This window comes from Gaiella occulta (assembly GCF_003351045.1).
Lineage (GTDB): Bacteria > Actinomycetota > Thermoleophilia > Gaiellales > Gaiellaceae > Gaiella > Gaiella occulta.
Map to the genome: position 1 here is coordinate 482,025 of NZ_QQZY01000002.1, position 12,751 is coordinate 494,775.

At 73.9% G+C, this 12,751-nt stretch carries 13 protein-coding genes; 6 read left to right on the plus strand and 7 right to left on the minus strand.

The features are described 5' to 3' along the window. Nucleotides 1–3 precede the first annotated feature (3 nt). Nucleotides 4–1,308 carry a DUF4389 domain-containing protein gene (locus Gocc_RS06020; RefSeq protein WP_181813417.1) on the plus strand — a complete coding sequence of 435 codons (1,305 nt, stop codon included), beginning with the start codon at nt 4–6 and terminating at the stop codon, nt 1,306–1,308. 14 nt (nt 1,309–1,322) lie between these two features. Beyond that, entirely contained in the window at nt 1,323–2,501 is a 1,179-nt protein-coding gene (locus Gocc_RS06025) for a M48 family metalloprotease (RefSeq protein WP_114795611.1), read from the plus strand. An 8-nt stretch (nt 2,502–2,509) separates the two neighbouring features. Here the strand turns inward: Gocc_RS06025 and lhgO are convergent, their stop codons facing one another. Genes lhgO through Gocc_RS06045 form a run of 4 tightly spaced genes read right to left on the minus strand, consistent with a single transcriptional unit; the run spans nt 2,510 to nt 7,204 of the window. Then, nucleotides 2,510–3,754: an L-2-hydroxyglutarate oxidase gene (lhgO, locus tag Gocc_RS06030; protein WP_220150472.1), complete on the minus strand. Its 1,245-nt coding sequence runs from the start codon at nt 3,752–3,754 to the stop codon at nt 2,510–2,512. An 11-nt stretch (nt 3,755–3,765) separates the two neighbouring features. Further along, nucleotides 3,766–5,421 carry an electron transfer flavoprotein-ubiquinone oxidoreductase gene (locus Gocc_RS06035; RefSeq protein ID WP_220150473.1) on the minus strand — a complete coding sequence of 552 codons (1,656 nt, stop codon included), beginning with the start codon at nt 5,419–5,421 and terminating at the stop codon, nt 3,766–3,768. A gap of 53 nt (nt 5,422–5,474) precedes the next feature. Then, entirely contained in the window at nt 5,475–6,431 is a 957-nt protein-coding gene (locus tag Gocc_RS06040; RefSeq protein WP_114795612.1) for an electron transfer flavoprotein subunit alpha/FixB family protein, read from the minus strand. After that, nucleotides 6,428–7,204 (minus strand): electron transfer flavoprotein subunit beta/FixA family protein, encoded by a 777-nt coding sequence (locus Gocc_RS06045; RefSeq protein WP_114795613.1) that lies wholly within the window; start codon nt 7,202–7,204, stop codon nt 6,428–6,430. Before Gocc_RS06045 ends, Gocc_RS06040 begins: the two co-directional genes overlap by 4 nt. A gap of 238 nt (nt 7,205–7,442) precedes the next feature. On the opposite strand from Gocc_RS06045, the gene Gocc_RS06050 reads away from it, so the two are divergent. Next, a complete protein-coding gene (locus Gocc_RS06050; RefSeq protein WP_147281197.1) occupies nt 7,443–8,237 on the plus strand; it encodes a M23 family metallopeptidase in 795 nt (264 codons plus the stop codon). A gap of 28 nt (nt 8,238–8,265) precedes the next feature. Here the strand turns inward: Gocc_RS06050 and Gocc_RS06055 are convergent, their stop codons facing one another. Next, complete coding sequence (locus Gocc_RS06055) at nt 8,266–8,661, minus strand: cobalamin B12-binding domain-containing protein (RefSeq protein ID WP_114795615.1); 396 nt, start codon at nt 8,659–8,661, stop codon at nt 8,266–8,268. A 17-nt stretch (nt 8,662–8,678) separates the two neighbouring features. Here Gocc_RS06055 and Gocc_RS06060 point away from each other — a divergent pair, with 17 nt between their 5' ends. After that, entirely contained in the window at nt 8,679–9,401 is a 723-nt protein-coding gene (locus tag Gocc_RS06060; RefSeq protein WP_114795616.1) for an MBL fold metallo-hydrolase, read from the plus strand. A 1-nt stretch (nt 9,402) separates the two neighbouring features. Here Gocc_RS06060 and Gocc_RS06065 read toward each other — a convergent pair whose 3' ends face one another. After that, on the minus strand, nt 9,403–10,137 hold the full coding sequence (locus tag Gocc_RS06065; protein ID WP_114795617.1) for a hypothetical protein: 735 nt from the start codon (nt 10,135–10,137) through the stop codon (nt 9,403–9,405). A gap of 8 nt (nt 10,138–10,145) precedes the next feature. Beyond that, nucleotides 10,146–10,709, minus strand: coding sequence for a hypothetical protein (locus Gocc_RS06070; RefSeq protein ID WP_114795618.1), 564 nt, complete (start codon nt 10,707–10,709; stop codon nt 10,146–10,148). Nucleotides 10,710–10,905: 196 nt separating this feature from the next. On the opposite strand from Gocc_RS06070, the gene Gocc_RS06075 reads away from it, so the two are divergent. Together Gocc_RS06075 and Gocc_RS06080 are read left to right on the plus strand one after the other, a co-directional pair. Further along, nucleotides 10,906–11,478 (plus strand): CAP domain-containing protein, encoded by a 573-nt coding sequence (locus Gocc_RS06075; protein ID WP_181813418.1) that lies wholly within the window; start codon nt 10,906–10,908, stop codon nt 11,476–11,478. Between the two features lie 206 nt (nt 11,479–11,684). Continuing rightward, nucleotides 11,685–12,746, plus strand: coding sequence for a coiled-coil domain-containing protein (locus Gocc_RS06080; RefSeq protein ID WP_114795620.1), 1,062 nt, complete (start codon nt 11,685–11,687; stop codon nt 12,744–12,746). Nucleotides 12,747–12,751: the final 5 nt, after the last annotated feature.

The following is a 12,751-nucleotide window of genomic DNA, read 5'->3' on the forward strand; positions in this document are numbered from 1 at the left end:
GCCGTGGAGTCCGCCGGCCGCCGTCCTGTGCGCCTCGTCGTCGCCGACGACCTGCGGCGCCCGCGCGTGACGGTCCTGCCGCGGCTCCTCCTCGCCGTCCCGCACCTGCTCTGGCTCGCGCTGTGGACGCTCGCCGTGCTCGTGCCGGCGCCCGTCCTCTGGCTCGCGGTTCTGGCCCGGGGCCGCGCGCCGCGCGCGCCCCACCGCTTCGTCGCCGCGTACGTGCGCTACTCGACGCACGTCTCGGCCTACCTCTCCCTCGTCGCCGGACCCTATCCCTCCTTCACCGGCGCCGCCGGCTACCCGGTCGACATCGAGATCGATCCGCCCGCCCGGCAGGGGCGCCTCGGCGCGGCCTTCCGCCTCGTGCTCGCGGTGCCCGCCCTCATGCTCTCGGCATCCCTCGCCGGCGCGCCCGCGATCGCCGGCGGCGGCGCGGCCCTGTCCTTCGCCACGGGCGCCGGAGGAGTGCTCTTCGTCGTCGCGCTGCTCGGCTGGTGCGCCGGCCTCGCCGCCGGGCGCATGCCGCGCGGGCTGCGCGACGTCGGCGCCTACGCGATCGGCTATGCCGCCCAGACGACCGCGTACGTCCTGCTCCTCAGCGACCGCTACCCGAGCGCCGACCCCGCGCTCGTGCGCCCTCCGCTGCAGCTACCGGCGCATCCCGTCCGCATCGCCGCGGGCGGGACGCTCGAGCGCTCACGCCTGACGGTGCTGTTCCGCTGGCTGCTCGCGACGCCGCACCTCCTCTGGCTCGCCCTCTGGAGCACTGCCGTCGTGCCCGCGGCCGCCCTCGCCTGGCTCGCGGCGCTCGTCAGCGGCACGGTGCCCGGGCCGCTGTTCCGCTTCCTGGCGGCGTGGACGCGATACGCCGCGCACGTGAGCGCGTTCGTGTTCCTCGTCGGCGGCCCGTTCCCGGGCTTCGTCGGCGCCCGCGGCTCGTACCCGGTCGACGTGGAGATAGACGGGTCGCGGCGCCGGCGCCGCGTGCTCGTGCTCGTGCGGATCCCGGCGGCGATTCCGGCGCTGCTCATGAGCACGGCGCTGACCGGGACGCTTTCCGTCGTCGCTCTCCTCGGCTGGTGGCATGCGCTCGTGACGGGACGGATGCCGGAGGGCATCCGCAACCTCGGCGCCGCCTGCATCCGCTACAACGCCCAGACGGCGGCCTACCTGTTCCTGCTCGGCGAGCGCTACCCGTACGCGGGCCCGGTACTGCGCGCGCAGCCCGGCGACGAGCAGCTCTCCCTGCTCGAAGATCCCGGCCGGGCGCCGGCGCCCTCCGCATCCCTCGGGGAGCCCGCCTGAGCCGGCTCCGCCTCGTGCTCGTCGCCGCCGTCGCGGCGGCGTGGGTCGCGTGCGCGGTGCTCCTCTCGCGCACTGCCGTGCCCGCCGGCCTCGACCTGCCCGACGTCGACACGCGGTCGGTGTTCGGCGCCGCGCTCGTCGACAAGGCCGCGCACGTCGAGCGCTTCTTCCTCGTCACCTGGGCGCTCGAGCAGATCGCGCTGCTTGCGACGCTGTGGGCCTACGCCCGTCGCGGCGCCGGCTACGCGCGCGAGTCGGCGGCGGGTCCGATCGGCACGGGGATGCTGCTCGGGATGCTCGGGCTCGCGATCGTCTGGCTCGTGCAGCTGCCGTTCCGGCTCGCCGACGTGTGGTGGGCGCGGCGCTACGGCCTGACGGAGATGGGATACGTCGAGTGGGCGTTCGGCCACTGGTTCGAGCTCGGGGCGGCGTTCGTCTCGATCTGCGTGGCGCTGCTCGTCGTGATGTTCCTCGCCCGCGCCGTCGGCGAGTGGTGGTGGGTGCCCGGAGCGGGCGTGTTCGTCCTCGTCGGAGCCCTCTTCGCCTTCGCCCAGCCGTATCTCGTTACCGGCACGACGCCGCTGCGGGATCCGGCCCTGCGCCGCGCCGCCGCCGAGATCGAGCGGGCGCAGGGCATCGCAGGCGTCCCCGTCGGGGTCGAGGACGTGAGCGGGACGACAAGCCAGGCAAACGCCTACGCGGTCGGGTTCGGTGCGTCGCGCAAGGTGGTGCTGTGGAGCACGATGGTCGACGGCACGTTCTCGGACGCGGAGGTGCGCGTCGTGCTCGCCCACGAGATCGCCCATCACTCGAGCCGCCACATCCCGAAGGGGCTCGCCTGGTTCGCCCTCTTCGCGCTGCCGGGGGCGTGGCTGCTGATGCGGCTCACGCGCGGCCGGGGCGGCATGGGACGGCCCGAAGCGGTGCCGCTGGCGCTGCTCGTCGTCGCGGCGATCCAGCTCGCGCTCGCCCCCGCGCAGAATCGGATCAGCCGCGGCATGGAGGCGGAGGCGGACTGGAAGGCCCTGCAGACGGCACGCGACCCGGCTGCCGCACGCAGCCTCTTCGTCGGGTTCGCGCGCTCGTCGCTCGGCGATCCCGACCCGCCCGCCTGGGCGCAGGCGCTCCTCGGCACCCACCCCACGCTGCGGCAGCGCGTGGCAATGGTGGAGGCGTGGACGGCGCGGCGCTAGAGCCCGGTCTAGAGGCCGAACGCCTCGCCGGCCAGATCGGAGAGGCGCTCGGCGATCGCGAGCGACGACGTCGCCCCGGGGGACGGCGCGTTGCGCACGTGGATGGCCCCGTCGCGGTGCTCGAGCACGAAGTCGTCCACGAGCGTGCCGTCGGCGGCGAGCGCCTGCGCGCGAATGCCCGCCGGCCCGGGCACGACGTCCGAGGGCTCGAGCTCGGGGATCAGCCTGCGCGCCGAGGCGACGAACAAGCGCTTGCTGTAGTCGCGCACCGTCTCGCCGAGCCCGGTGCGCCAGTAGCGCCGCGCGATGCGACGGAACCCGGGCGCGCGCAGCGTCTCGGCGAGGTCGCCGAGGCTCACGTCGAAGCGCCCGTAGCCCTCGCGCGCGAAGGCGAGCACCGCGTTGGGCCCGAGCAGTACCGACCCGTCGACGCGCAGCGTCGTGTGGATGCCGAGGAACGGGAAGCCGGGGTCGGGGACGGGATAGACGAGCGCGTTGACGAGATGCCGCCGCTCCGGCTTGAGCGCGTAGTAGTCGCCGCGGAACGGGACGATGCGCGGCTCGGGGTCTCCACCGCCGAGCCGCGCGACCCGGTCGGCGTAGACGCCGGCGCAGGCGACGACGTGCCGCGCCTCGACGCTGCCGGCGCCGGTCTCGAGCAGAACGCGGCCGCGCACGCGGCGGATGCCGGTCACCTCGCGGCCGAGGAGCACCTCGCCGCCTGCGGCCGCGAAGTCTTCCGCGTAGGCGGATGCGACGCGGCCGTAGTCGACGACCCCGGTACCGGGAACGTGCAGCGCGCGCACGCCGGCGACGTGCGGCTCCAGCTCTCGCAGCCGCTCGCGTCCGATCAGCTCGAGCCCCGCGACGCCGTTCGCGACGCCGCGCCGGTGCAGCTCCTCGAGGCGCGGCAGCTCCTGCGGCAGCCTCGCCACGACGACCTTCCCGCAGCGCAGGGTGGGAATCCCCTTCTCGTCGCAGTATGCGCTGAGAGCGGCGGCACCGCGCACGCACAGCTCCGCCTTCAGCGAGCCGGGCGCGTAGTAGATGCCGGAGTGGATGACGCCGCTGTTGCGGCCCGTCTGGTGCCGGGCGATCGCCTGCTCCTTGTCGAGCACGACGATGCGCAGCCGTGGATGGCGCAGCGCGAGCAGCCGCGCCGTGGAGAGGCCGACGATGCCGGCCCCGATCACAGCCACGTCGGCGCGGCGGTCGGCGGCGGCGGCCGTCCCGGCGGGCAGGGGGTCGTCCACGGCAGGCGCCTCTACGTCAACGTGTACTCGGGGCCGGAGCCGCCCTCGGGCGGGGTCAAGCGGCCGCCGCGGGCGCTGATCGCGCCGCACTGGACGCAGTTCGACGGCGTCATCCTCACCTCCACCGTCCCGTCGCCCAGCTCGTCTCCCACCTCGTACACCTGCGCCGGGCACATCCATGCCCACATCTCCGCGACGTCGCGCGGCACGCGACGCTCGATGCGCACGTGGTTCGGCTGGTCGTCGCGCGTGCGGTTGCCCGAGGCGAACACCGACGAGAGCTTGTCGAACGTGAGCGCTCCGTCGGGAACCGGGTAGCGCGCCGCACGTCCTGAGCGCAGCAGCGGCACCGCGTCGTTGCGTTCGTTGTGGAACTCCTTCGGCGGCAGCTTCCCCTTCGTCACCGTCATCGCGCTCGCAAGCGCGCCGCCGACGAAGAAGCCCTTCTCGAACGCCTGCCGCATGTTCCGCACCTGCCGCAGGCTCTGCCCCACGTAGCCGCCGCGCAGCTCCTCGTCGTAGGAGTCGAAGACGCCGATGCGTCCGGGGCTCTCGCCTCGCTCGAGCGAGCGGAAGGCAGCTTCGGCAGCGAGGCGCCCCGACTCGATCGCCAGGTGCACCCCTTTGAGCCGGGCGAGGTCGACGAGGCCGGCGCTCTCGCCGACGAGCAGCAGGCCGGGGGCGTTGAGCTTTCGCGGCAGGGCGTGCCAGCCACCGCTCGTGATCGTCTTCGCCCCCCACGCGAGGCGCTCGCCGCCCTCGAGGATGCGCCGCACGAAGGGATGCGTCTTGAACTCCTGCAGGAGGTCGTGCGCGGAGAGCTCGAGGTCGCGGTAGTCGAGCCCGATCACGAACCCGATCGACACCATCTCCTCGCCCATCGGGTAGATCCACGAGCCGCCGAACTCCCGGTAGGCGGCGCGCTTGCGCAGCGGCCAGCCGAGCGTGTGCACGATCTTGTCGAGGGGCCGCGCGACCCGCCACACCTCCTTGACGCCGAGCTCCCACATCTGCGGCTCGCGCCCGTGCAGGCCGAAGTGGTCGATCGCCGCATAGGTGAGGTGTCCGGCCGTGCCCTCGGCGAGCACGGTGACCTTGGCGACGATGTCGGAGCCGGGCTCGAAGTTGCCGAGCGGCTCGCCCTCCTTGCCACGGCCCTTGTCGCCCGTGCGCACGCCGGCGACGCGGCCGTGCTCGACGAGCAGCCGCTCGGCGCTCGTCTCCGGGAGGATGAACGTGCCGCCCGCTTCGGCCTGCTCGGCCAGGGTTCGGGCCATCTGCGAGATCGAGACGATCCAGTTGCCGTGGTTGCGCAGCGTCGGCGGCGGTGGGATCCGGAGCGCCCGCCTGCGCGTCAGCAGGTACACGCCCTCCCCCGGCACCTCGCCGTAGGTCGGCACGGCGGCGAGCTGCTCGGGCCGGCCCCTGAACAGGCGGCGCAGCGCGCGCGGGTTCATGACCGCGCCGGAGAGCAGGTGGGAGCCCGGCTGCTTGCCCTTGTCGACGAGCGCGACGGGAACCTCGCCCAGGCGCTCCGCGACGTCGGGCCGCTCCTCGAGCAGCTGTCCGAGCCGCAGCGCGCACGCGAGCCCGCCGGGGCCACCGCCGACGATGAGCACGCCGACCTCGATGCGCTCGCCGGGCGCGTCCGTCGGGGCCGCGATCACCTCGGCGTCCGAGAACGGTGGTGGGAAGTCGGCGGCGCGGATCGCCGTCCCACCTAGGCCTTGCGCCGGCGCACGAGCTCGGCGAGCCTGGGCGCGACGTCCTCGACCTTGCCCACGATGCCGAAGTCGGCGAAGTCGAAGATGGGCGCGTTCGGATCCTTGTTGATCGCGACGATCGTGCCCGAGCTCTGCATGCCGACCTTGTGCTGGATCGCCCCGGAGATACCGAGCGCGATGTAGAGCCTCGGCGACACCGACTTGCCCGTCTGCCCGACCTGGGTCGAGTACGGGTACCAGCCGGCGTCGACGACCGCGCGCGTGGCGGCGACGGCTCCGCCGAGCGCCTCCGCGAGCTCCTCGGCGAGCCTGAACCCCTCGGGGGCGCCGAGCCCGCGGCCGCCCGCGACGATCACGTCGGCGTCCTCGATCGACGGCCCACTCGACTGCTCGTGGGCCTGCTCGACCATGCGCGCCGCCGTCGAGTAGTCGCGCAGCTCGGCGGCGACCTCCTGCACGGTCGCAGTGCCGCCCGTCTCGACGGCCTCGAACGCGCCGGAGCGGACGAGCGCGATGCGCGGCGTGCTCGTCCATCCCACGTCGACGAGCACGGTGTCGCCGAGTGCCGGGCGCTTGGCGACGAGCGTGCCGCCGTCGAGCGCGAGGTCGGTCACGTCCCAGTTGAGGCCGGCGTCGAGCCGCGCCGCGAGCCCTGCGGCGACGTCGGCGGAGAGGACGGAAGCGGCGAAGAGGACGTTCTCCGCGCCGGAGGCGCGCACCACGGCCTCGAGCGCGTCGACGCGCGGCTGCGGCAGCGGCGCCTCGAGCGCCGGGTCGTCGACCACGTACACGGTCGAGGCGCCGTAGTTGCCTGCGGCGGCAGCGGCGGCGCGGACGCCGTGGCCGACGACGACCGCGGCCACCTCGCCTCCGAGCGATGCGGCCTTGGCGAGAACGCCGAGCCCGCCCTTCTGCAGCTCGCCGTCGTGATGCTCGAGGAACACGAGCGTCATAGCAGCTTCCTCTCCGCGAGGAACTCGACGAGCCGCTCGGCGGCGCTGCCGTCGTCCTCGAGCTTGATCTGGTCGCCCTTCGGCGGCGGCGGCGCGAGCGCGATCACCGTGGTGCGCGAGCCGGCCGCGCCCGCGCGGTCGGCCTCGACAGCGATGTCGGCGAGGGAGAGCGTCTCGGTCGGCTTCGACTTCGCGCTCATGATCCCCTTGAGCGACGGGTAGCGAGGCTCGTTGATGGCGTCGGAGACGGCGACGACGGCCGGAAGCGGCGCGGAGATGACGTCGTAGCCGAACTCCGTCTGGCGCTTGCCGGTCACCGAGCCGCCGTCGACGGTGAGCTCGGCGACCTGCGAGACCATCGGCCGGCGCAGCCGCTCGGCGACGGCCGCCCACAGCACGGCGCCGTCGGAGTCGGACGACTGCTGCCCGAACAGGACGAGGTCGGCGCTCTCGCGCTCGAGCGCCTTCGCGAGCACGTAGCTCGTCGCCACGAGATCGGAGCCGGCGGCGTCCGGGTCGGAGACGAGCACGGCGCGGTCGGCGCCCATCGCGAGCGCCTTGCGCAGCGAGTCCAGCGCCTTCTCGGGGCCGAGCGACACGACGACCACCTCGCCGCCCGCGGCCTCCTTGATGCGCAGGGCCTCCTCGACGGCATTGACGTCGGTGGCGTTGAGCGCGCTCTCGCCCGAGCGGTCGAGGCGCCGCGTGACCGGGTCGAGCCGCTTCGCGGCGGTCGCGTCCGGGACCTGCTTGACACAGACGGCGATCTTCATGGCCGAGACTCTAACGACCGCCGCAGCGGCGAGTGCGCACAGGCGACGACGGGCCGTGCGTCCGCGCGCGCATGGTAGGGTCACCGCTTCGAGCGCGAACCGGAGCCTTATGCGACGCCACCGGACGACAGCCCGAGGAGCTCTCCTTCTCCTCCTCCTCGCCGCCCTCTGCACGGGTGCGGCGTCAGCGTCGACGGCGCGCGACGGTCCGGCGACGGCGAGGAGGGCGGCGCGCGTCGTGCCGATCGTGTTCCCGATCGTCGGAGCCGCACGCTACGGCGACGACTACCGCGACCCGCGCGCCAACGCCGAGCATGCCGGCAACGACATCCTCACGACCTGGCGCTCGCCCGCCGTCGCCGCCGAGGACGGCACCGTGACGTTCTGGACGCGCTCGGCGCGCGCCGGCTGCATGCTCTACCTCCACGGCGCGAGCGGCACCACCTACCTCTACGTCCACCTCAACAACGACCTCACGCCACGGCGCGACAACCGCGGCGCGTGCGTGCCCGGCGTCGCGTACGCCGACGGCCTCGAAGACGGCGCGAAGGTGAAGGCGGGCCAGCAGATCGGCTACAACGGCGACTCGGGCGACGCGGAAGGCACCTACCACCTGCACTTCGAGGTGCATCCGAATGGCGGCGCCGACGTGAACCCGTTCCCGTCCCTCAACGCGGCGACGCGGCTGCTGTTCCCCCTCCCGGCGAACCCCGCGCGGAAGGTCGCGCTCGGGCTCAGGGGCGTGCCGGTCTCCGCGGGCGCGGGAGTGCTCGAGCTCTCCGTCACCGCCGTGCGGGTGTGGCCCGGCGGACGCTGGACGGCGATCGCTCCACGCTCGGTCGAGCTCGCCGTGCCCGACGGCGCACAGCTCGACGAGTCGGCGGCGGCACAGCTCGCGACCCTCACGCCTCGGGCGCCCGCGTCGCGCGCCGCAACGCGGCTGACGGTGATCACGGTGCCGGCGCCGGTGTCGCCCGAGATGATGGCCGGCGCCCCGGGCGCGCTCGCGGTCGACCGCGTCCGGCACGGCTGACGGCCGATCTGCGGCGCCGGGGCGGACGTCAGGCGCCGACGGCGCCGCGGAGGAAGTCGACGATCTCGCTCGTCGGCGCGCCCGGCGTGAACACCGCCGCGACGCCGAGCTGCTTCAGCTCGTCGGCGTCGTCGTCCGGGATCGTCCCGCCGACGACGACGAGCACGTCGTCCGCCTCGTTCGCGCGCAGCCCGTCGAGGATGCGCGGCACGAGCGTCATGTGGGCGCCGGAGAGGATCGAGATCCCGACCGCGTCGGCGTCCTCCTGGACCGCCGTCTCGACGATCTGCTCGGGGGTCTGGTGGAGCCCGGTGTAGATCACCTCCATGCCGGCGTCGCGCAGCGCGCGGGCGATGATCTTGGCGCCGCGGTCGTGACCGTCGAGGCCGGGCTTGGCGATCACCACGCGTATCTTCCGATCCACGAGGGCAGTATACGAGCGTGAAGTTGACCGTCATCGGCTGCTCGCCGGCGTGGCCCAACCCCGGCGGGGCGCAGTCGGGATACCTCGTGGAGTCGGACGGGACGCGCGTGCTGCTCGACTGCGGGCCGGGCGTACTCGCCCGCTTGCGCGAGGCCGAGCCCTGGCCGACCCCCGACGCGATCGTGATCTCGCACTTCCATCTCGACCACTGGGGAGACCTCGTTCCCTGGGTGTGGGGATCGATGTTCCAGGCCGGCGGGCATACGCCTCCCGCGCTCTGGCTTCCCCCCGGCGGCAGGGCGGCGCTCGCCGACCACGGCAGCAGGCTGGGCTTCGCGAGCATGTTCGAGCAGGTGTTCGCAGCGCGCGAATACGCGCCGCAGGCGCCGTTCGCCGTCGGCGCGCTGACGCTGACGATGGCGCCGATGCTCCACTACCGCATGCCCGCGTACGGCGCGCGCGTGGAGGCCGGCGGGGCGACGCTCGCCTACTCGGCGGACACGGGGCCGACCGATGCCCTCTCCGAGCTCGGGCGCGACGCCGACCTGTTCCTGTGCGAGGCGACGCTGCGCGACGCCGCCGCGGACGGCGTGCCGCGGGGACATCTCTGCGCCGCCGAGGCGGTCGCGGCGGCGCAGCGCGCCGGCGCGCGAAGGCTCTTGATCACGCACCGCCCGTACGAGCTGCCGCTCGACGAGGGTCTCGAGCTCGCCTACGACGGGCTCGAGACACCGGTCTGAGCTACGGCGTGCGGGCGCCGAGGCGGCGCCGCATCCGTCGCTCCGCGCGCCGCTCGCGCACGAGGAACACGATCGGCACGACGAACACGAGACCCAGGAGCGCGACGGGGATCGCGAGCCACAGCGTGCTCGCCTGCGTCGACACGCGCTCGAGCTCGCCGGAGGCGATGCCGGCAAGCGCGTCCGCGGGAGAGCTCGAGGTGCGCCCGGCCGGCGGCTGCGGGCCTCCCTGCGGACCCCAGGCGTCGACGAGCCAGCGGGTGGCATCGCCGAGCCTGCGTGGGACGACGCGCATCGTGAACACGGTCGGCTGCTCGCGCGCGCCGCCGGCGGGGTAGAGCAGCACGAGCAGGCCGACCGCCTCCTCGTTGGCGTACTGCACCTTCCAGCGGGCGCCGTCGACCGGGTAGGGCACGACCGGGATCTCCCCGCTCGCCCACTGCTTCCGTGACAGGCCGCCGCGCAGCGTCGCCGTGACGACGTCGAACGCGCGCTCGGGATGGTCGCGCGCGACGGCGGTCGACACGAAGCGCTGCGCCACGGAGACGAGAGCCGCCCGCTCGCCCGCGGTGAGCGTGCGCTCGGCAGGGGCGGTGAAGATCTGCGCGGGCCCGCCCGAGAACGTCTCGCGCGTGCCGGCCGTGTTCCAGAAGAAGGTCGCCGTGAGGACGAGCGCGCCCGCGGCGGCGGTGGCGGCGGCGAGGACGACGAGGCGACGCCGGGCGCGGTACGACATCGGGCGCGCTAGCCCGGGTCGGGAACCGCGGGCCGGTAGCGCGGCACCCAGTAGAAGACCTTCCACGGCCCGTCGTCGCCGCCGACGCGCTTGAGTCCGATGAAGAAGATCGCGGGCTTGACGCCGGATCCCGGCCTCGGGACCATGAACACCTGCAGGACGACCTCGCGCTTGTACGAGCGGTCGACCTTGAACGTCGCGATCTGGATGTCGCCCGTCGGGTAGAAGACGACCGGGATGTTCCCCGTCTCCCACTGCTTCCTCGTGAAGCCCTGCCGCAGCTCCGGATGCACGAGGTCGTACGAGGCGGCGAGATCCTTGCGCGCGACGGCGGTCTTGATGAACTCCCCGGCGACGCGGCGGGCGGCCGGGTCGACCTTCACCGTCTTCTGCGGCTTGAAGATGTCCGCCGGCTTGTTCGAGAACGTCTCCGCCGGGTTGCCCGTGTTGCGGAAGAACGCGAACGTGAACGCGGCGGCCCCGATGACGAGCACGACGATCCCGGTCCACAGCGCGTAGCGCTGGTTGCGCGGTGACGCAAGGAACGAGCGCCGCTCGGGGGTCACCGCCATACCGCAAGGGTAGACGCCGACGAGGCGGGAAGTGTTAGCGCCGGCGCAGGACGACGCTTCGTCGCCGGCACGAGGCCTCGTCCCGGATCGACCGCCCCCACGGCACGGTCGATCCGGGTTCGCTCTCCGGTACGCTCGCCGACCCTCGTTCGAGGGAACGAGCCGGTCGCCGCTCCGACCGATGGCTCTCCCAAGCATGCGGCGGACGGCAGTCATCGGCGCGCTCCTGCTCGCGCTCAGCGGCGTTGTCGCCGGGACGTCGGGAGCGTCGGCACGCGCCGAGACGAGCGCGGTCAGGCTCCCCGGCCTCGAGCAGGGCATCTTCTCGAAGCTCAACCAGCTGCGGCGGAGCCGTGGCCTCGCGACCTTGAGCGTCTCCCGCGCGCTCGACGCGTCCGCCGTCATGCACTCGAAGGCGATGGCCGCCGGCGGGTTCTTCGCCCACTCCTCCGCCGACGGGACACCGTTCTCGGATCGCATCAAGCGCTTCTACCCGCCGATGCCGGGCGGCGCGTGGTCGGTCGGGGAGAACCTCCTCTACAACACGGCCGCGGTCGACGCGGACGCCGCGCTCGCGTCCTGGCTCGCCTCGCCGCCGCACCGCGAGATCCTGCTCGGCGTTCGCTGGCGCGAGGTCGGCGTCGGCGCCGTCCGCGCCCCGTCGTCGACGGGCACATTCGGCGAAGGGCCGGTGTGGATCATCACGATGGACTTCGGCGCGCGTGGCTCCGTCCCGAGCCGCACCCTCGCCAAGCCCCGACCGAAGTAGTCACCCCGGGCGAAGCCCTCGGGCCGCGAGCCCCCGGCGGGTCGGGCAACGGCCGGTCGCCGCGCGGGCCCCGGAACACGTGCGAGCACTCGTGAGGCAGGAGCGCCCGTCAGACCGTCGAATCGCAAGGGGCGCCGGCGGCACGGCTCCGAACTCGACGGCTTAGGTAGGCGGGCCGCCGGCGCGACCGTCCGAGGAGCCACGTGATGCAGGGACAGCCCCGTAGGGATCGCGAGTGGGACCACTGGCCGGGGCGCAGAGCCCCGGACGAGCGTCTGCGCAACCGCCTCCGCGGCCTGTTCGCGGCCACCGACGGGCACGGCACGGACGTGGAGGCGCTGATCGCCGAGCGCGGCCGGGAGATCGAGGAGCGCAGCGAGCAGCTTGCGAGGACGATCGCCGATCTCGAGCGGCGCGAGGAGCAGACCGCCCGGCTGCGTGCCGCCGTCGAGGAGATGCTCCGGCACGGCTCCGCAGAACTCGACGAGCGCCACGCCGAGCTGACGCTGCTCGCGCGGCAGCTCGGGGACCGCGACGAGCGTCTCGCCGCGAGCGAGCGGGAGCTCGCCGAGCGCAGGCGAGAGCTCGGCGCCGTCGAGCTGCGCCGTGCCGCAGCCGAACGCAAGGAGGCGGCACTCGCCGAGCGCGAAGCCGCCCTCGACCGCATCGCGGAGACGCTCGCCGGGCGGGAGCGGAAGCTGGCAGAGAGCGAGCGCCAGGTCGCAGACCTGCTCGCGCGCGCCGCGCAGCTGGACGCGCGCGAGCTGAGCCTCGAGCAGCTCGTGGCCGAGACGGAGGCGGCACGCCGCTCCCTCGCCGCCGCCCAGGCCGCGCTGCTGCAGCGCGAGAGCCGCCTCGTCGACCTCGAGCAGCGGGAGCGAGAGCTCGCGCTGCGGGAGACGCAGGTGGAGGCAGCGACGCATGACCTCGCCACCCGCGAGGCTGCCCTGGCGGCGGAACGGGATGCCGTCAGCGCGGGCCGCGGCGCGCTCACGCAGGCGGTCGCCGCCGTCGCCGGAGGCCTCGGCATCGAGGGGATGCCGCAGGCGCACACGGAGGCCCGCGCGGACACGCACGTGCTCTTCGTGCCCGGCGAGCGCTACCGCATGGTCGAGAGCTCCGGCCCTGCGCCCGCGGTGGGAAGCGAGATCGAGGTCGACCTGGAGCGCTTCCGGGTCGTCCGCGCCGGGAGCGCACCGCTCCCGGGCGACGCGCGCTCGTACGCCTATCTCGAGCCGGCCGGGACGCCCGACCCACCGGAAGCCTGAAGGCG

Excerpts from the sequence above, each read along its gene's own strand:
- Gocc_RS06075 (WP_181813418.1), top strand. The coding sequence starts at position 10,906 with ATGCGGCGGACGGCAGTCATCGGCGCGCTCCTGCTCGCGCTCAGCGGC.
- Gocc_RS06080 (WP_114795620.1), top strand. The coding sequence starts at position 11,685 with ATGCAGGGACAGCCCCGTAGGGATCGCGAGTGGGACCACTGGCCGGGG.
- Gocc_RS06065 (WP_114795617.1), bottom strand. The coding sequence starts at position 10,137 with ATGTCGTACCGCGCCCGGCGTCGCCTCGTCGTCCTCGCCGCCGCCACC.
- Gocc_RS06070 (WP_114795618.1), bottom strand. The coding sequence starts at position 10,709 with ATGGCGGTGACCCCCGAGCGGCGCTCGTTCCTTGCGTCACCGCGCAAC.
- Gocc_RS06045 (WP_114795613.1), bottom strand. The coding sequence starts at position 7,204 with ATGAAGATCGCCGTCTGTGTCAAGCAGGTCCCGGACGCGACCGCCGCG.
- Gocc_RS06040 (WP_114795612.1), bottom strand. The coding sequence starts at position 6,431 with ATGACGCTCGTGTTCCTCGAGCATCACGACGGCGAGCTGCAGAAGGGC.